The organism is Nocardia sp. NPDC057440, from assembly GCF_042802915.1.
In the GTDB taxonomy this organism is placed as follows: domain Bacteria; phylum Actinomycetota; class Actinomycetes; order Mycobacteriales; family Mycobacteriaceae; genus Nocardia.
Genome location: NZ_JBHVDF010000015.1, coordinates 60,101 through 77,754, shown reverse-complemented (window position 1 = coordinate 77,754; position 17,654 = coordinate 60,101). Strand labels below are relative to the sequence as shown.

At 65.3% G+C, this 17,654-nt stretch carries 18 protein-coding genes and 1 tRNA gene; 9 read left to right on the top strand and 10 right to left on the bottom strand.

Going from position 1 to position 17,654, the window contains the following annotated elements:
- Positions 1–132 precede the first annotated feature (132 nt).
- The 5 genes from ACFU4Z_RS27395 to ACFU4Z_RS27375 form a co-directional block, all read right to left on the bottom strand.
- Positions 133–1,641, bottom strand: coding sequence for a methionine--tRNA ligase (locus ACFU4Z_RS27395; protein WP_379068084.1), 1,509 nt, complete (start codon positions 1,639–1,641; stop codon positions 133–135).
- Between the two features lie 15 nt (positions 1,642–1,656).
- Positions 1,657–2,709, bottom strand: a complete 1,053-nt coding sequence (locus tag ACFU4Z_RS27390) for an LLM class flavin-dependent oxidoreductase (protein ID WP_379068081.1) — start codon at positions 2,707–2,709, stop codon at positions 1,657–1,659.
- A gap of 49 nt (positions 2,710–2,758) precedes the next feature.
- The gene (locus tag ACFU4Z_RS27385; protein ID WP_379068079.1) at positions 2,759–3,877 is read right to left on the bottom strand and encodes a hypothetical protein; all 1,119 of its coding nucleotides are present in this window, start codon (positions 3,875–3,877) and stop codon (positions 2,759–2,761) included.
- Between the two features lie 22 nt (positions 3,878–3,899).
- Complete coding sequence (locus tag ACFU4Z_RS27380) at positions 3,900–4,067, bottom strand: hypothetical protein (RefSeq protein ID WP_379068076.1); 168 nt, start codon at positions 4,065–4,067, stop codon at positions 3,900–3,902.
- 912 nt (positions 4,068–4,979) lie between these two features.
- Positions 4,980–5,053 (bottom strand) — tRNA-Met (locus tag ACFU4Z_RS27375).
- 142 nt (positions 5,054–5,195) lie between these two features.
- On the opposite strand from ACFU4Z_RS27375, the gene ACFU4Z_RS27370 reads away from it, so the two are divergent.
- On the top strand, positions 5,196–6,269 hold the full coding sequence (locus tag ACFU4Z_RS27370) for a MerR family transcriptional regulator (protein WP_379068073.1): 1,074 nt from the start codon (positions 5,196–5,198) through the stop codon (positions 6,267–6,269).
- Positions 6,266–6,778 (top strand): hypothetical protein, encoded by a 513-nt coding sequence (locus tag ACFU4Z_RS27365; RefSeq protein ID WP_379068070.1) that lies wholly within the window; start codon positions 6,266–6,268, stop codon positions 6,776–6,778. Before ACFU4Z_RS27370 ends, ACFU4Z_RS27365 begins: the two co-directional genes overlap by 4 nt.
- A 37-nt stretch (positions 6,779–6,815) precedes the next feature.
- On the opposite strand, the gene ACFU4Z_RS27360 is transcribed toward ACFU4Z_RS27365, so the two are convergent.
- On the bottom strand, positions 6,816–7,208 hold the full coding sequence (locus ACFU4Z_RS27360; protein ID WP_379068067.1) for a DUF5666 domain-containing protein: 393 nt from the start codon (positions 7,206–7,208) through the stop codon (positions 6,816–6,818).
- Positions 7,209–7,801: 593 nt separating this feature from the next.
- Positions 7,802–8,275: a MarR family winged helix-turn-helix transcriptional regulator gene (locus ACFU4Z_RS27355; RefSeq protein WP_379068064.1), complete on the bottom strand. Its 474-nt coding sequence runs from the start codon at positions 8,273–8,275 to the stop codon at positions 7,802–7,804.
- 98 nt (positions 8,276–8,373) lie between these two features.
- Between ACFU4Z_RS27355 and ACFU4Z_RS27350 the strand changes: the two genes are divergently transcribed.
- Positions 8,374–9,597, top strand: coding sequence for an FAD-dependent oxidoreductase (locus ACFU4Z_RS27350; RefSeq protein WP_379068061.1), 1,224 nt, complete (start codon positions 8,374–8,376; stop codon positions 9,595–9,597).
- 11 nt (positions 9,598–9,608) lie between these two features.
- Here ACFU4Z_RS27350 and ACFU4Z_RS27345 read toward each other — a convergent pair whose 3' ends face one another.
- Positions 9,609–11,120, bottom strand: a complete 1,512-nt coding sequence (locus ACFU4Z_RS27345; RefSeq protein ID WP_379068059.1) for a flavin-containing monooxygenase — start codon at positions 11,118–11,120, stop codon at positions 9,609–9,611.
- A 69-nt stretch (positions 11,121–11,189) separates the two neighbouring features.
- Between ACFU4Z_RS27345 and ACFU4Z_RS27340 the strand changes: the two genes are divergently transcribed.
- The 4 genes from ACFU4Z_RS27340 to ACFU4Z_RS27325 all read left to right on the top strand — a co-directional run bounded on the left by ACFU4Z_RS27340 (position 11,190) and on the right by ACFU4Z_RS27325 (position 15,465).
- Complete coding sequence (locus ACFU4Z_RS27340; RefSeq protein WP_379068056.1) at positions 11,190–12,206, top strand: AraC family transcriptional regulator; 1,017 nt, start codon at positions 11,190–11,192, stop codon at positions 12,204–12,206.
- Positions 12,207–12,485: 279 nt separating this feature from the next.
- Positions 12,486–13,031 carry a YdcF family protein gene (locus tag ACFU4Z_RS27335; protein WP_379068053.1) on the top strand — a complete coding sequence of 182 codons (546 nt, stop codon included), beginning with the start codon at positions 12,486–12,488 and terminating at the stop codon, positions 13,029–13,031.
- 96 nt (positions 13,032–13,127) lie between these two features.
- The gene (locus ACFU4Z_RS27330) at positions 13,128–14,720 is read left to right on the top strand and encodes a GMC oxidoreductase (protein ID WP_379068050.1); all 1,593 of its coding nucleotides are present in this window, start codon (positions 13,128–13,130) and stop codon (positions 14,718–14,720) included.
- A 10-nt stretch (positions 14,721–14,730) separates the two neighbouring features.
- On the top strand, positions 14,731–15,465 hold the full coding sequence (locus tag ACFU4Z_RS27325; protein ID WP_379068047.1) for a VIT family protein: 735 nt from the start codon (positions 14,731–14,733) through the stop codon (positions 15,463–15,465).
- A gap of 17 nt (positions 15,466–15,482) precedes the next feature.
- On the opposite strand, the gene ACFU4Z_RS27320 is transcribed toward ACFU4Z_RS27325, so the two are convergent.
- A complete protein-coding gene (locus ACFU4Z_RS27320; protein ID WP_328412783.1) occupies positions 15,483–15,638 on the bottom strand; it encodes a DUF6131 family protein in 156 nt (51 codons plus the stop codon).
- Between the two features lie 2 nt (positions 15,639–15,640).
- Complete coding sequence (locus tag ACFU4Z_RS27315; RefSeq protein WP_379068044.1) at positions 15,641–16,081, bottom strand: hypothetical protein; 441 nt, start codon at positions 16,079–16,081, stop codon at positions 15,641–15,643.
- A 113-nt stretch (positions 16,082–16,194) separates the two neighbouring features.
- On the opposite strand from ACFU4Z_RS27315, the gene ACFU4Z_RS27310 reads away from it, so the two are divergent.
- Positions 16,195–16,386 (top strand): hypothetical protein, encoded by a 192-nt coding sequence (locus ACFU4Z_RS27310; RefSeq protein ID WP_379068041.1) that lies wholly within the window; start codon positions 16,195–16,197, stop codon positions 16,384–16,386.
- A gap of 88 nt (positions 16,387–16,474) precedes the next feature.
- Entirely contained in the window at positions 16,475–17,647 is a 1,173-nt protein-coding gene (locus tag ACFU4Z_RS27305; RefSeq protein ID WP_379068038.1) for a cytochrome P450, read from the top strand.
- The last annotated feature ends 7 nt before the right edge of the window (positions 17,648–17,654 follow it).

Sequence of the window (17,654 nt, the reverse complement as noted above, 5' to 3'; positions counted from 1 at the left end):
GACAGAACAGTTGCGGACCGAAGCCGAATCATACTGACCCGACAGTGATGTCACGCTGCCAGTATCACTCGTCCGACCGAATTCCGGCTCCGCGCGCAGGCGGTCGCCGACCTCTTCCACCGAATCCGATAGTCATCCGATCCGTGGGAATACATCGACCGGTCCCGGAAGCCGCGTCCCCGATGCGATTCGAGCGGACAAAGCGGCGAAAGTACGCGCGTCCTCGCTCCAGCCGAGTTGCGTCAACAGCCTTCCGGCGGTGTCCGGCACCGCCGGAAGCAACAGAATCCCCACAATACGAAGGACTTCCGCGGTGACATAGAGAACAGTTCCGGTCCGCTGCCTATCGCACGTCGATCGCGTCTGCTCCTCGAGGTACGCGCGCGCTGCGGACACGTGGGCTCCGATCGATTCCATCGCACGATGGATCGTTTGCGTGTCGTACGCGCGCCGGCAGGTGGCGAGCAATCCGTCCGCCGCCGCGAGGAGCACGGTGTCGGCCGCGAGCAGCGCGGCGGGCTCGGGGACTCTTCCTTGGTAGCGCTCCGCTATCCACGTGAGGCAGCGGTGCGCCAGATCGCTCAGTCCGTCCGCCAATTCACGGTTCGCCAGGCGTACCAGGGCCTGCGTGCTGAACTCGCCGTTCAGCCCGAAGGGTCCGTGCCGCAGGGCGAAGAACCGCGCGGCATCGACACCGCAGTCGGATACCAGCTCGGAAATGTCCGGGAGCGTTCCCACCGGTCGGGACATCCGCCGTCCCGCCGACACCAGGAAGCCGTGCCCGAAGACCCGGGCGGGTGTCGGCAGGCCCGCCGACATCAGGAACGCCGGCCAGCGGATTCCGTGGAAGCGAATGCTTCCCCTGCTCGTTATCTGGAGGTCCGGCGGCCACGCGCTCTGTCCGTGTTCGGTCCGGATGGCGGTGAGATAGCTTGCCAGCGCATCGAACCAGACATGCATCCGGTGCCCAGGGCTGCCGGGAACCGGAACACCCCAGTGGACATCGGCACACGAGATCGGGATATCGGACAAACCGGCCGAGATTTCCGCCATGATTTCCGCGCGCCGCGACCGCGGCCCGATGAGGTCGGGACTGGTCTCATGGAGGTCGAGCAGACGATCCCGATACTTCGACAGCCGGAAGAAATGCACCGGCCGTTCGAACCGAACGACCGCGTGTCCCGTCGAACGGACCACCCTGACCCCATCGGACCGAGTTTCGGTCTCGCTCTCGGAATGGAACAGGTCGGTTCGCACGCAGTACCATCCCGGATAGTCATCCAGATAGATGTCCCCATTTTCCGACATGCGCGTCCACAATTCCGTGCACACGCGCCGATGCACCGGACCGGCCGTCCGGACGACGCGATCGCATGATATTCCGAGCGTGGTCGCAAGATGTTGGAACTGCTTCGCGGTCCGATCGATCAGATCGCTCTCGGTGATCCCCTGCTCAGCGGCGGCGACCGGCACCTTCATTCCGTTCTCGTCCATCCCGGACGAGAACAGCACACAGTATCCGTCGAGTCGCTTGAAACGCGCCGTAGCGTCCGCGAAAATGTATTGGTAGGCCTGCCCCAGATGCGGAGCCCCACTGCCATAGGCGATCGCCGATGTGACGGCGAAGATCGAATCCCCCACTGCTCACCTCCCGCGCTACACCGAGCGCGTGGCCGTCTTCACCAACGGGATGACATTGCGGCCGAACTCGATCGCGTCCGGGACGGTGTCGTACCCGCTGAAGCTGAAGGCGTCGACACCGAGGCTCGCGTAACGGCGCAGCGCCGTCGCGACCTCGTCGGGAGTGCCGACGAGAACCGTGCTGCTGCCGAGCCCGCCGGTCTCGGAGACCGGTCCGGCCCAGAAGCAGTCGTCATGCCATTCGCCGAGTTCGAGGATCTCGCGCGCCTTCGTCTCCCCACCAGTCTGCGGTGCACGATTCGCTACTCGCCCGCCCAGTTCGGATCTCATCCCGTCGAGCATGTGCTGCGCCTTCGAACGCGCCTCTTCGCGCGTATCCCCCAGAATGCACCGGAATTGCATCTGGATACTCGGCGGTTCGGCTCTCCCGATCCGACGGCAGTGGTCGCCGATCGTGTCGATCATTTCCTTCGTCTGCGCGTAGGGAAGACCCCAGAGGGCGTGGCGGTTCGAGAATCCGGCAGCCACCCGGAGCGAATCGTCGGAGGAACCGCCGGTCGATACCATCAGGCCACGTTCATCGACACACCGGATATTCGACCGAAAATTCTCCACGCGATAGTGATCGCCCGAGTAGTTGAACGGCTCCTGTTCGACCCAGACCCGCCGACAGAGATCGATGAATTCCGCGACTCGTTCGTAACGCTGCGTTTTGTCGAGAAGATCGCCTTCGGCGGCTTGGGAAGCTTTGTAGCCGCCGGCCACCACGTGCAGTCGAATCCGACCTGCGGTAAGAACGTCCAACGTCGCCAATACCTTGGCGATATAAGTCGGAGCGCAGGTGTTCGGGCGGACGGCGACGATGATATTCAGCTTCTCGGAGTGCATCCCGGCGTACGCGGCGGCGATGCTCGGATCCGCGGTGAAGGAATCGTACTGGAACAGAACCGCGTCCCAGTTGTTGGATTCGTATGCCGCCACCACCTCGTCGGTGTAGGCGCGATCGAACGGCGCCGACCGCATCCGGTCGTAGCTGTTCGTTACTCCGTGACCGATGAATTCGACCACCCGGTGTCCTCTCTCTCCGCCACAGCGGGGGAATCCGTGCTCATCGAGCCTATTCTCCGCACTGTGAGACCCTGAATCCGTCCATCAGGCAATTGTTTTCCAGCAGTAGTCCGCTGTTCGAGGCGACCGAGTTCCGGACGTCGTCCAGCGAATCCGTGCGAGCACGGGAAAGATAGGTGGAGAACGCGATCACGAAGTCGATCGAGTGGAGTCGATTCCGTGGCACGAAGGTGTTGTTCGGAACTATCAGGAGCCGCCGTTCGTGTTCGCGCACCGACGCGACCCCCGCCGAACCCTCACGATAGAAACGCGCTTCGTCGAGCAGTCGGACGGCGTACATCCTCGCGTAGTAGGTCGGCATGAAGTCCAGCATCCGCCGGTCCTCCGGCTTCAGTGACGCCAGCGCGAGTTCCTGCGCGGAGAAAGCACTCACTTCCGTCGCCGAGATGTTCACTCCGACCAGATCGGCAACGGTCACGTCGAGGCTGACCGCGTATATCGCGTGGCCCAGCGCGTGAAAGGCGGCCCGGTACGACTCGAGACCGCCGTACTCGGCCAGGAACACCGTCGACTTTCTCGGCTCGATGGTGCTCACGGTTGTCGACACGCCCGGGGGCGAGCCCCTGACGATTTCCACCCGATCGCTGTACCCATGGTCCTCGACCGAGCGTACGAGATCGCTGTGGATACGATCCACGGAATAACTTCCGCTGTCCACGGTCAGCAGAGCGGAATAGAAGCGAGCGAACTCGTCCTGCTCGACGCTGCCGCCGAACACGGATCGCAGTGTCGACATGTACCGGTCCTCGGTCCGATCCAGCAGGTCCTCGGCCAGACGCTCCACGCCGCGCGCGTCTATCGCACGGGCGGCGCAGTATCCCTCGAAGAAGTCACCCGCCCCGAACTCGGCAGCGAATTGGTTCCTCGACGTCCGCAGCGCGTCCGGTGGAACCGCACTGTCGATGTCGAGCTCGAGCGTATCGAACAGATACCCCTGCAACTGCTTACGTTCGAATTCGTTCGTACCGGCGGCTACTTCGGCTCGAATTTCGTCCGTATCCCATTCCGGCCGCGCGACGTGTCGACTGGATTCGTTGTGGAAAAGGCATAAGACGCGCCGAGCGCCGGAATTGTAGTCTTCCAGCACTCGGCGCTCGATCATCTTCATCGCTCGTCGAGAACGTGATCGCTCAGTTCGACCAGTTGCTGGCGAAGCGATCCAGCTCGCGCGGTTTTACCGAGTCGGCACGGAGGAAGACTTCGACGTCCTCGTCCACTCCGAAGCTGCACATGTCGGCGATGTTACCCATCTTGATCGGGTCGGCCGCGATCAATTCCTGCGCACCAGCAGTGCCCATGATTCCACCATTTCTCGTGAAGTTATTGTCCCGAATACAGAACGTTGCGATCCTGCTGCTACAGGTCACAATTACTTGTTCGGAGAATTGTTCGCCCAGCACGATCCGACATGCGAACACATCGGACCATCGACTCGACGATCAGCGCTGAATGATTGATCTACGGTCTTCCAATTGCATTGGAATCCGAATACATATCGCCCCCATTGAATTCTCCCCGTGTGGGTACTCCCGCATCCACATAAACGATGATGCCACGCCGCAACGTACTCCGCAACAGAAATTTTTATGCCGAATCGCTATCGGCGCCGCGCGGGGCCGGTTCTCCTGCGCTTATTCGGCTCGACGGACGCCGAGATCGACGCCACACCCCATGCGCCCCGGACCCCGCTCCGTAATACGCTGAGGCGCAACGAAACCGCCTCCACGAGCAGAAACGGACGGCTCATCCAGCGCAGACGGGGGCGACGTCGGCGCAACCGCCGAGCCGAACGAGCCCGGGACCGTCGGGCGCCGAAGCGGCGGTGGCGTAGTCGCGCTTACCGACGCCGTTGACCGCCGGGATTCGACATCACCCACCAAACCCGAGAGGGCCTGGGCGCGAACATGATTCCTTCGAGGCGGATCAACCCGAGCTGGTTGGACCACGCAGCGACCTCGACGGAGGCTCGATTCGAACCAGGTCCGCGGCGGCGGACGATCCAAACCCGTTGGCACAGCGCGAGCGGGCAACCGCAGCGACGGATGCTCCATAGTGGCCGTTGCGTGATCGCGCAACGACAACACTGGGCAATACCAAACCCAACCCGGCGACAGAAACAGAAGCCTGAGCTTGGCCAAGATTCCCGAGTCCGCTTCCACACCACCACGAAAAACGGCCCGGAACAGTGCGTTCCGGGCCGTTTCACCTAGTAGCGGGGACAGGATTTGAACCTGCGACCTCTGGGTTATGAGCCCAGCGAGCTACCGAGCTGCTCCACCCCGCGTCGGTACTCACCAGTCTACTCGACTTCTGGAAGCGGTTTTACCAACGACCGGGCTAGGTCTCACGCGGACCGGCCAGGTGGTTCACGGCGAGTGGAGCGTTGGTGTTGACCTTCGGGTTACCTGAAGCTCCATGATGGCCGAGTGACGGAATTCGGGTCAAAGGAGTTGATCACCATCGGGGTGCTGGCGCGGGCCAGTGGGCTCACGCCGAGTGCGCTGCGGTTCTATGACGACTGCGGGCTGCTGGTTCCCGCGCGGGTCGACGGCGCGACGGGATACCGGTATTACCGCGAATCGCAGTGCGCGCGGGCAGTGATGATTCGGCAGCTCAGAGGGATCGGGGTGCCGCTCGAGGTCATTTCGGAGATCTTGGCGGGAGATGCCGAGCGGGCGACACGGTTGCTCGATGCGCACGTGCTGGAGCTGCGGCGGCGAGCAGAGGAGGCGGCCGTGGTTGCCGGCACCATCAAGGACACGATCGGCGACACGGCCACGGGGCAGACTGCCTTGTCCGCCGCGACGCTCGCAGCGGCGATCGACCAGGTGCGGTCCGCCGCGGCTCGGACCGGCGAAATACCGGTACTCGCCGGTGTTCTGGTCGAGGCGAGCGCGGGTTCGCTGACATTGACGGCAACGGACCGGTATCGGCTTTCCACAAGAACGATGGCGATCGGGCGATCGGCCGCTGACTGGTCGCTGGTTGTCGACGCGGGCGATCTCGCGGCGATCGGTTCTTGGCTTCGTGAGGCCGAGGAGGTCACTGTGGCTCCCGCAGCGGGAGCGCTCGTCGTCGTAGCCGACGGCAGCGAGCGCCGATGCCGCACGATCGATGATTCGTTCCCGGACTATCGCGCAATGCTGGCGTCGCTGGCACCGGTGCGGACGCGAGTGCTGGTGATACGCGACCGACTGCTGGACATGACCGAAGGTTACGACGGCACGATCCTCTGTTCCGCCGACGCGACGGAGCTGGCCTTGTCACGCGCCGACGGCCGCACCGCCCGACTGCCCGTGACGCTGACCGGACCCGGCATCACTCTCGCCTTTGCCGCCCCGACCTTGTCGCCCGCGATCCGTGCCGCACTCGGCCCGGAGATCATGCTCGACATCGCCGCGCCCGACTTGCCGGTCCTCATCCGGTCGGCCACCGACGGCGACCTCACCACGCTGGTAATGCCCACAGCACAGCCGAACTCGACGGGACACAAAGCATGACCGCCTCGGCCACAACAGGATCGCCGGATGAAACGATGGCGGCGATCACGCACGCGATCGCCCTCGGACGCGAGGGTTCTCCGGACGCCGCCCGCAATGCGCTGCTGGAGATCTGGGATTCCCTCGGGCCACAGGGTGACCCGTTGCACCGCTGCACTGTCGCGCACTACTTGGCCGATCTGTACGAGGATGCGGCGCAGGCGCTTTCGTGGGATATCCGGGCACTGGACGCGGCACACAGCCTGACCACCGACCGCGCCGGGCAATACGACACTCAGCTCGACGTGCGCGGCTTCTACCCCTCACTGCACCTGAACCTGGCAGACGACTATCGCCGACTCGGCTCCTTCGACGCCGCGCAACGTGAGATCGACACGGCCCGCGACAGTCTCCACACCCTCGGTGACGACGCCTACGGAGCGATCGTTCGCAAGGCGGTCGACGAGATCGCCCAGTCGATTCGCGTGCGGGAAACAGCGCGCAGAAGTTCCGCGCCCGACGGGCGTTGAAACACCCGGCTATCCGCTACCCGCCGCGATTGCCTGATCATCGGCCGAAGGCAGCGCCGAGCGGCTCGCCTACGATGTATCTCGCCTTGATGGTGCCGTCGGATGCTTTGTCCCCCTGCACGATAACCATCGTGCCGACTTTTACATCGGCCGCACGGGTGGCGGCCAACATCAGGACCCGAGTGCGTGTGTCGATGCGCACCACGGCCGTGCTGCCCAGCACGCCTTCGACCGTGAGTGTCGATCCGTCGTTGGCAGCGACCCTGCCGACAGCAATCCCGCGGACGAACTTGGCGGCGGACGCCGCCGGTGCGACCTTGGCGCTCGGCGTCGTAGCCTGGGACGCCTTGGCATTCGGCGGGCTGCTTGTCGAGGTCGGGTTGTCGTGCAGTATTATTGGGAACAGGCCGATGATGATCAGCAGGATCACGCCGACCCCGATCAACAATCCAGTTCTGTTCGGCGGCTCGGGTTGTGAAGGCTCGGGTTGTGAAGGCTCGGGTTGTGAAGGCTCGGGTTGCGAAGGCTGCGGCGGCGTGGTTTCGCCGCGTTCGGCGGTCGGCTGGGTGTACAGCTCCCGGCGGGCAGCCTCATCGCCGGGCGTATACGGCACCGGCGGGCCGAATACCGCTGTCGCATCAGGCACCCGAGCAGGATCGCCGACCTGAGAACCGCCGCGCCGCGCCGACTGTCCGCCGCCGACACCGACCTGCGTCGGCCCCGAGATCGGGGCACGGCGCCGCTCGTTGGACCAAATCCTGGGCGGATCTGACCACGGAGTCTTCTGGGCGGCCATGAATCAGAGCGTAGGCGAACCTACGGAGGCGAGTGTCGCGCACGTCACGGTGACCAGACTCCGCGGTCGAGCAATACCCCTGTCACACTGGGCCTTTCGCGATATCGCCGAGCGCGCGCTTCCCGACGTTGGCAACAATGGATCGACAACGATGCATCGGCGCCCACAAGGATCGACGGGCCGACGCATCCGATATCGGTGCATGGCCGCGCATCTCGCCGACCGCCCTAGGCCCGCTCGGCGAGAGCGGCGAGGCGGATTCGGTGGCGCTCTTGGAGCTCACGGGAGCGACGCAGGAAATCGATGACGGTGCGCAGTTCGGCCTCGGTGTAGCGGGCGACCTCCTCGGCGCCTTCCTGCGCGATCGGGCCGTAGATCTGCATTATCCGATCGAGTCCGATTTCGGTGATGCGGATGAGCACCTTGCGGCGGTCGCCCGACCCGGGATGGCGCACGACGTAATCGAGTTTCGACAAACGATCGAGCATGGTGGTGACGCTGCCGCTGGTGAGGCCGAACTCGGCGGCGAGTTCACCCGGAGTCGAGTCGCCGTGCCAGAGAACCTCCAAGCAGCGCAGATCGGTTCGGTTGACGCCGAGCACCACCGCAGCGGCTCGGTCGACAGAGTCGACGGCCGCCTGCAGGGCCTGCGACTCGTGTCCGACCTGCTCACGGAGCTCATCCAACTCTTCTCTTGACATTCAAACCTCTTGACATTCAAGCCTCTTGATGTTCAAACTATCTATGTCTTGATTATCAAGATACATCACGATCGAGAGCGAGCTGGAGGAGACACACCATGAAGAAGGCGCTGATCATCGGCGGTGGGATTGCCGGACCGGTGACCGCGATGGCACTGCAGCGGGCCGGGCTGGAACCGATCATCTGCGAGGCGTACGACGAGGCCGCCGCTGAGCAGATCGGCGCCTACCTGACGGTCGCAGTGAACGGGCTGTCGGCGCTGGCGCTGCTGGACGCCCACCACGTGGTAACCGAGATCGGACACCCGACCGGCACGCTGTCGTTTTCGACCAGCTCCGGCAAACACATCACCGACATGCCGATCGGCGGAACCCTTCCCGACGGCACCGTCACCCACAGCATCAAGCGACGCGACATGTACCGGGCGCTCAATGCCGAAGCGACCCGGCGGGGCGTGCGCTTCGAGTACAACAAACGGCTGGTGAGCGCGGTGTCGACCGACAGCGGCGTCAGCGCAACCTTCGCCGACGGGTCGACCATCGAGGCGGACGTGCTGATCGGGGCCGACGGAATCCGTTCCGACACCAGGGAAATCATCGACCCGGCCGCACCGAAAGCACATTTTCTCGGGATTTATGGGCTCGGCGGATTCGTCACCGACCGAACACTGCACGCCGAACTCGGCCTACGCCCCGGCATTTACAGCATGATCTTCGGCAAGAAGGCGTTCTTCGGCTACTTCGTCGCACCGGACGGCGAAATCTGGTGGTTCGCGAACATGCCTCGTTCGCAAGAACTCTCGCGATCCGACGGCGAGAGCACCACCCAGGCACAGTGGCGGGATCAGCTCGTCGAATTGCTGTCGGCCGATCGCGGACCTGCCGCGCGCATCGTGGCCGCCACCCCGGATGACACCTTCGTGCCCGGCTTCAACCAATACGACCTGCCGACGGTCACGACGTGGCACAACAACAACATGGTCATCGTCGGAGATGCGGCGCATGCCGTGGCCTCCTCATCCGGCCAGGGCGTGTCGATGGCGGTCGAGGACGCCGTCACGCTGGCGACGTGCCTGCGCGACATCCCCGACACCGCCACGGCATTGGCTGCCTACGAGGACCGTCGCAGAGCGCGCGTCGAGCGGGTGGTCGCCTACGGCGCGCAGACCACCAGCGACAAGGCCTCGAGCGGGCTCGGGCGACTGCTGGTGCGACTGCTGACGCCGTACTTCCTGAAGAAGGCCGCGAAAGCCGGTGTCGCACCATTGAACTGGATCTTCGACTACCGGATCAGCTGGGAGCCCCAGAGTGTTTCACAATGAGGCGCACCGGATCAGCCGGTGACCGAAAGATCGCGGTGGCGCACTGCGGACTTCGGGGTTGCCTCGAGGGTCTTGTTCAGGCTGGTGCGCATGGTGGTCGCGGAGTCGAGCAGGTAGTTCTGCCTGACCTTCCACGGGTGGCGGTCACCTTGGCGGGGGAAGTCGCCGATCGAGCGTTGGACGTATCCGGCAGCGAGGTCGAGCAGGGGGCGTTCGTCGAGCTTTCCGTCGGACTTCGGCACCACCGCGGCGTAACTGTTCTTGTCCATGTGGTTGAGGATCCGGCAGACCAGCCGCGAGGTCAGGTCGGCGCGCAGGGTCCAGGAGGCGTTGGTATAGCCGATGCAGACCGCGAAATTGGGGACACCGGTGAGCATCGCGCCCTGCCAGACGAATTGATCCGACAGCGCCACCGGCTCGCCATCGACCTGCGGGGCGATGCCACCGAAGGCCAGTAGCCGCAGACCGGTCGCGGTGATGATGATGTCGGCCTCGAGGATTCGGCCGGACTTCAGCCGGATGCCCTCGGGAACAAAGGAATCGATGTGATCGGTGACGACCTCGGCCTTGCCTTTCTTCATCGCTTTGAAGAAGTCGGCATTGGGCACGGCGCACAGGCGCTGATCCCACGGGTCGTAGGTCGGCGTGAAGTGCTCGGCGACAGCCTGCTCGTCCTTCAGGATGCGCGTGGTCAGACCGGTGAGCAGTTTGCGCGCGGCCTGCGGGCGGCGTCGGCAGTACTGATAGAAGCCGATGTTGAACAGGATGTTCTTGGTGCGGATCAGGCGGTGCGCCAGATTCGGCGGCAGCGTCGCGCGGAGGCGGTCGGCCAGCTTGTCCCGGCCGGGGACGGCGCTGATCCAGGTCGGTGAGCGCTGCAACATCGTCACCAGCTCGGCCTGGTCCGCCATCGAAGGAACCAGGGTGACGGCGGTGGCGCCACTGCCGATGACGACCACCCGCTTGCCCGCGTAGTCGAGGTCTTCGGGCCAGAACTGCGGGTGCACGATCTGTCCGGCGAAGGCGCCTGCGCCGGGGAAGTCAGGGGCGTGACCGTGGTCGTAGTTGTAGTAGCCGGCGCAGGCGTAGAGAAAGCCGCAGGTCAGCGTGCGTCGGTCGGTGTCGCCGGAGACGTTGCGAGATTCGAGGGTGAGCGTCCAGCGGGCCGTGTCGGTGGACCAGTCGGCCGCGACGACCCTGGTTCCGTAGCGAATATTCCGGTCGATGCCGAACTCGGTGGCGGTCTCCTGGACGTAGCGCAGGATCGACGGACCGTCGGCGATCGACTTGGCATCGCGCCACGGCTTGAACGGATAGCCGAGGGTGAACATGTCGGAGTCCGAGCGAATGCCTGGATAGCGGAACAGATCCCAGGTGCCGCCCAGTGCGTCGCGCGCCTCGAGGACCGCGTAGGTCTTCGCCGGGCATTCGGTCTGCAGCCGGTAGGCGGCGCCGATTCCGGACAAGCCTGCGCCGACGATCACGACATCGAGGTGTTCCGGAGCTACGACGGTCTCGGTCATGATTCCAGTGTGGGAGGGTTCAGGGGCAGCTTCTTGACTTTGCGCGACAAGTATTTGATTCTGAGCGACATGTCGGTGATTCGATCCGCTGGTCTACGCGGATTTCGCGCCACGGTGGCCGAGCTCGGCGGAAACGCCGAGGAGTTCGCCACCGCCTGTGGCCTGCCCATTGCCGCGCTCGACGCCGACGACCTGCTCGTACCCGACCAGGCCGTCGCGGCGGTCCTGGAGCTGGCAGCGCATCGACTCGACTGCCCGGACCTCGGCCTGCGCATCGCGCGCCGCCAGGATCTCGACATGCTGGGCCCGCTGGCGCTGGCCATCCGCAATTCACCGACACTGGCCGATGTCGTCGAATGCTCCTCACGCTACCTGTTCCTGCATGCCCGCTCACTCAGCCTGATCCTCGAACCCGACCCCTACGGTGACCGCGGGGTGATCGCGCTGCGCTACGGTGTGCAGCCCGGCGACCCGACCCCCGTTCAGGGCACCGACCTCGGTTTGGCATTCGTGCACCGCGCGATTCAACGCCTGGTCGACGATCGCTACGGCCTGCGCTCGGTCGAACTCCCCTATCGCCCGGAAGCACCGCTGCGGACCTACGAAGAACTATTCGGAGCCCCGGTGCGCATCGACCGTCCCGCGGCCGTCCTGCGGGTGCCGAGCAGCCTCGCAACACGTCCACTCAGCGGTGGCGACGAAAATCTGCACCGCCTGGCGATGGCTTTCCTCGCCGAGCAGTCCGGCGGCGCAAACGCATCTCTGGTCCCCAAGGTGCGCGCCGCCGTCCAACAGCTACTCGGCACCACACCCCCCGAAATCGGCGCTGTGGCGAAACTTTTGACCGCTCACCCCCGCACCCTCCAACGCCGCCTCGCCGCCGAGGGCACCTCGTTCGCCGCCATCCTCGACGACGTCCGCCGCGACGCCGCCCGCCGCTACCTCACCACCACCGACATGCCCATGAGCCAGGTCGCCTCCCTCATCGGCCTGTCCGAACAAGCCACCCTCACCCGCAGCTGCCGCCGCTGGTGGGCCACCACCCCCACCGCCATCCGCCGTGACGGCACCCACGGCCGTCCTTAGCTCCACCGATCGGGAGCCTTTGCGGCCAGCCGAACCCGAGCTGGTGTACGCGGTCCCCCGTCCTGAATCAGCCTGCCTGCCAGCGCGAACCGCCCACACTGCCGACCCGATGGCACGCTGGTCGATATGACCGCTGTCTCCGACGACGAGCTGGACCGCGACGCCCGGCCCGAGTCTCTACCACAACCCACGCCCGACAAGCCGCGGATCAGGTCATACTCGTTCCGACACACGCACTTACAGCGCCGTCCACTGCCCGAGCTCGAGTATCGTCGACGCGTGCCCGGCCTTCGACGAGCTGGTTTGCTGTTGGGTGCGCTGCTCGCCCTTGTCGTCGTTCTCGGGCTGGCGGGCGTGCCGGTCTATATCCATCCGCAGACAGATCCGCTGCGGAAGGCGGATGCGATCGTTGTGCTCGGCGGGACCGCCTACGAACGCTTCGATGTGGGTCTCGATCTCGCGCGGCGCGGATACGCCCCACAGTTGCTGATCTCGCGGTCGACCGGCATCAACGACCACGCGATGGACAAGTATTGCGCCGGCCGATTCGACTTCCAGGTCGACTGTTTCGTCCCGGATCCGTGGACGACCGACGGTGAGGCACGCGAAATCCGGCGCCGGGCACAGTTGTTCGGCTGGCGCCACATCATCGTGGTGACCTATACCCCGCATGTGTCGCGGGCCAGGTACATCGTGAGCAAATGCTTCGGCGGCGAGTTGACCATGGTGGCGAGCCCGAGCGACTCCGGCGTGAAGTTCTGGACCTGGATGTATGTCCGACAGTCCGCGGGCTATCTACGCGCGTTCCTCAGCCGGGGCTGCTGAAGCACCGGCAAAAGTCCGCCCCGCCTTTTACAGTGAACGGACGCGAGCCTGTCAGGGGGGTTCGTGGCCGGGGTGTTTTGCGGGAGAGGACCTCCGTTGCGTATCGATGATTTGCGATCGGTCGGGGACGACGAATTGTCCGCTGATGTATGCATCGTCGGGTCCGGCCCGGCAGGGTTGACCCTCGCTGCCGAGCTGGCGGGCACACCGCTGCGAGTGCTGGTGTTGGAGAGCGGCGGCCTCGAATTGTCCGAGGAGGTGGACGCGCTCGCCGATATCGACAATGTGGGTGCGCGCCGAGCCCAGTCGACGCGGGTCGCGGGCGATCGGATTCTCGGCGGTGCGTCGCATACCTGGAGCGGACGCTGCGGGCTGCTCGACGAGCTCGATTTCAGCGACCGCCCCTGGGTTGCCAACTCGGGCTGGCCGATCGGCGCAGGCGAGCTCGAGCCGTTCCTGGCGCGGGCCGCCGCGCACATCGGGATCGGCTATGGCAGCGGCTTCACCGATGACGCGTTCTGGCAGTTGGCCGGTCGCCCACAGCCGTCCGATGCCCTGGATCCGGCGCGCTTGCGCCCCTACTTCTGGCAGATCAGCCGGGATCCGGTGGACCCGTTCGACTGCAAGCGATTCGGCGCGCACGTGAAAGACCTTGTCGCACCGAATGTCCGCGTGCTCGTCAACGCCACCGTCACCCATATCGATACCGATCAGGATGGCGCTCGGGTAGATTCGCTGCAGGTCGCGGGCGCCGATCCACGCCCGCGAACCGTGCGTGCCGCTAGGTTCGCGCTCGCCACCGGCGGCATCGGAAATCCGCGCCTGTTGCTCGCCTCCCGGCGCGTCCGGCCGGAGGGCATCGGCAACCGGCACAACCTGGTCGGGCGCTATCTGATGGACCACCGCTGTGGCGCGGTCGGTGCGCTCGACCCGGCGCTCGCCCACAGTGCGCTGGAACGTTTCGGCAAATACGTTGTCAAGACACCGCACGGCAAACACACCTTTCTGCACGGTGTCGCGCTGTCACCCGAGGTCCAGGCGGCCGAGCGCCTGCTCAATTGCGCGCTGTGGCTGCAAGAGGTGCCCGCCGAGGACGATCCATGGGATTCGGTGAAACAACTGCTGCGCGGCCGCGGCACCACGCACGACGCGAAGGTGGCACTGGCCAATTCGGGTTTGCTGCTGTCCGGTGCGCGGCGCAGGCTCATCCAGCACACCGGGCTGCCGCACAAGCTCGACCGAATCGAGTTGCGCTGCATGGTCGAACAGGCGCCTGACCCCGACAGCCGCGTCATGCTGACCGACCGCACCGATCGGCTCGGTATGCCGCTGGCCCGGATCGACTGGCGGGTCAACACACAGGAGGACACCACAGTTCGCCGCGCGGCCGCACTCGCGATCGACGAATTCACTCGTCTCGGTTTCCCGGCACCCGCGCTCTACGACTGGGCACGCGAAGCCAGCGCCTCGCCGCCGCAGCTCACCGACTGGGCGCATCCGACCGGAACGACCCGGATGTCGGTGGACCCCCGCGGCGGCGTCGTCGATGCCGAGTGCCGGGTGCACGGCGTGGACAACCTGTTCATCGCGGGCAGTTCGGTGTTCCCGACCACCGGGCACGCCAATCCGACCCTGACCATCGTGGCGCTGGCGGTTCGACTGGCTGATACTTTGCGAACTTTGACATAGTGTGCGGCTCATGGACGAGACGACCGAGCCCGGCAGAGGTGCGCCGCATCCGCACGAGCCGCACGCCGAGGGCATGGCGTCGAGGCTGAACTGGCTGCGCGCGGGCGTGCTCGGCGCGAACGACGGCATCGTGTCGACCGCAGGCCTTGTCGTCGGTGTCGCCGCGGCGACGACAAGTCCGTCGGCAATCTTCACCGCGGGCATCGCCGGACTCAGCGCCGGCGCGATCTCCATGGCCGTCGGCGAGTACGTGTCGGTCAGCACCCAGCGCGACTCCGAGCGCGCGCTGTTGGCCAAGGAGCGTAGGGAACTGACAGATGAACCGGATTTCGAACTTGCCGAACTGGCCGACATCTATCAGGCCAAGGGGTTGTCGGCGGCCACCGCGCGTCAGGTCGCCGAGGAGCTGACCGCACACGACGCGTTCACCGCGCACGCGGAGGCCGAGCTCGGGCTGAACCCGCACGAATTGACCAATCCGTGGCAGGCGGCCATCTCCTCGGCGGTCGCGTTCACACTCGGTGCGTTGTTGCCGCTGCTGGCGATCATGTTGCCGCCCACCACGGCTCGTATTCCGGTGACCTTCGGGTCGGTGCTGGTGGCGTTGGCGATCACCGGTTCGGTCAGCGCCCGCCTCGGCGGCAGCCATCGCGGCCGGGCCGTTGTGCGGGTTGTCATCGGCGGCGCGCTGGCCATGGCAGTCACCTATGCCATTGGCCAGCTCGCCGATGTGTCCGGGATCTGACATCGCCGGTCGACGTTCTAGTAATAGTGACGCCGGCCGCCGACAGGGCGACCCACCGATCCGGCGATCCAGAGCACCGCTCCGATAATCAGCAGAATGATGCCCGCGGTGGTGAGCAATGGAATACCGAGCAGGTATCCGACGACAAGCAGAATAAGTCCCAAAACAATCATGGTCATTTCCTTACTGTTTCGACCGGGGTCTTCCCGGACGGTTGGCGCATGAACCGGTTCCAGCTCCGGACCGGCTTACCACTCGGCGGGCTTGCCGGTCGCGAGGCAGGCGGTGCGGCGGGTGGCGGCGGGGTGGCGTCAGGTGGCGTGTTGCGGCGTACCGCCGCCACCTCTTTGCGGGTCTGCCGCAGCTCGCGTCTCGTCGCTATGCCACGGCGAGAACTACGCCAGACACCGGCCAGCAGCAAGCTCAGCCCGAGCATCCCGATGGCGCCGACGGCAGCTCCGTAGCCGAACAGCTGGCCTGCGTCGGCGGTGAAGTGATAGTCGAACATGGCGAAATCGTTCGTAGATGTGCTTACTTCGCCCATATTGGCCGCCACCCCGGCAACGCCGATGATTACCGCGGCTATCAATACGACGAGTCCGATAAGTATGATCATGACAATCCCGATGCGCTCGTTTGGTGTTACAACTCCGCTATTCCCGGTAGTTCCGGAGTCAAACAACGGACGTCAGAACGTTTGAGCACGCGGAGTCGGGATAAGTCCCTCACATGACTTACACGTTCGATTTGCCCAACTACTCCCACCAAGAAGCCAAGGTCGCCGAACAGGCACTGCTCGGCCTCGGCGGGGTGGATTCCGTCGATGTCGACCGGGTGGCGGAAACGATCACCGTGAACTCGACACTGAGCTACGGCGAAGTCCTGGACGCCATCCGCTCGGCCGGCGTGGCCGCGAAGTAGCGACCAGCGTCGCCCGAGATCTCGCGTGTACTTTGGTGCGCGTCGGGCGCCGACGGGAAATGTTGGCGGACAACGGGGATGGTGGCTGGTGCAAGAAGTTTTCGATGCCGAGTTCGCGGCGGACCCCTGGCAGGTGCTCGACCGGCTGCGGCGCGACGGCGGTGTGCACCGGGTGCGGACACCGGATGGTCCGCCCGCATGGCTGGTGACGCGATATGACGATGTGCGGGCCGGCCTGCTGGATAACCGGCTGACCAGCGACGTTCGCATCGCGGGCCGCACGGACTACCGGGGCTTCGCGGTCCCGCCACCGCTGGACGCGCTGCTCGTCACGACACCCGGTGATCATGCGCGCTTGCGCAGGCTGGTGACCGGCGAACTCTCGCCGCGACGGCTGACCGAGTGGGACCGGCTCGCCCCGTCGCTCGTCGAATCCCTGCTGCGGACAGTGGATTCCGATGCGGAAGTCGATCTGGTCGAACGGCTCGCGGCGCCGCTGCCCGCCGCGGTGCTCGGCGAGCTACTCGGTCTCGGGTCCGATGAGCGGGAAGCGCTTGCGGCGTGGGCGAATTCGACATTGCTCGCCTCCGCCGCTCCCCCGCGCGCCAGGGACACGCTGACCACGATGCAGACCATCATCACCGCGGCGACCGAGCAGGCGCGGGCGGAGCGGGCCGACACCCTGCTCGGCAGATTGGTCGCCGCCCACGACGACACCGGGTCGCCGTCCGCGCAAGAGCTCGCCGGACTGCTGTTCTACCTGTTGTTCGTCTGGTACGAGGTGCTCACCGATCTGCTCGCCGGTTCGATCCTCGCGCTGCTGGACCACCCCGGCCAGCTGCCCGCCTTGCACGCCGCATCCAGCAGGCAGCCCGCCGTCGAGGAGTTGCTGCGGTACCTGTCGCCGCAGGTGCTGGCGGGACCTCGCTTCGCGACCGCCGACATCGGGTTCGGCGACTACACGATTCGGTCCGGTCAGACGGTGCTGCTGTGCCTGGCCGCGGCCAACCGCGATCCTCACGCCTTCACGCGGCCGGGCGAATTGGATCTCGGCCGCAAGCGCAACCCACATCTCGGCCTCGGCTACGGCGTCCATTCCTGTCTCGGCACCGCGTTGGTGCGCACCATCGCCGCCGCCGCCCTCGACGCGGTGTTCACGCGATGGCCCGGCACAACGCTCACGGTCTCACCACGAGAAATAGTGTGGCGCTCCGGGTTCAGGCATCGCGGTCCGCTGACGCTGCCGGTGAAACTCGGCTGACGGCACG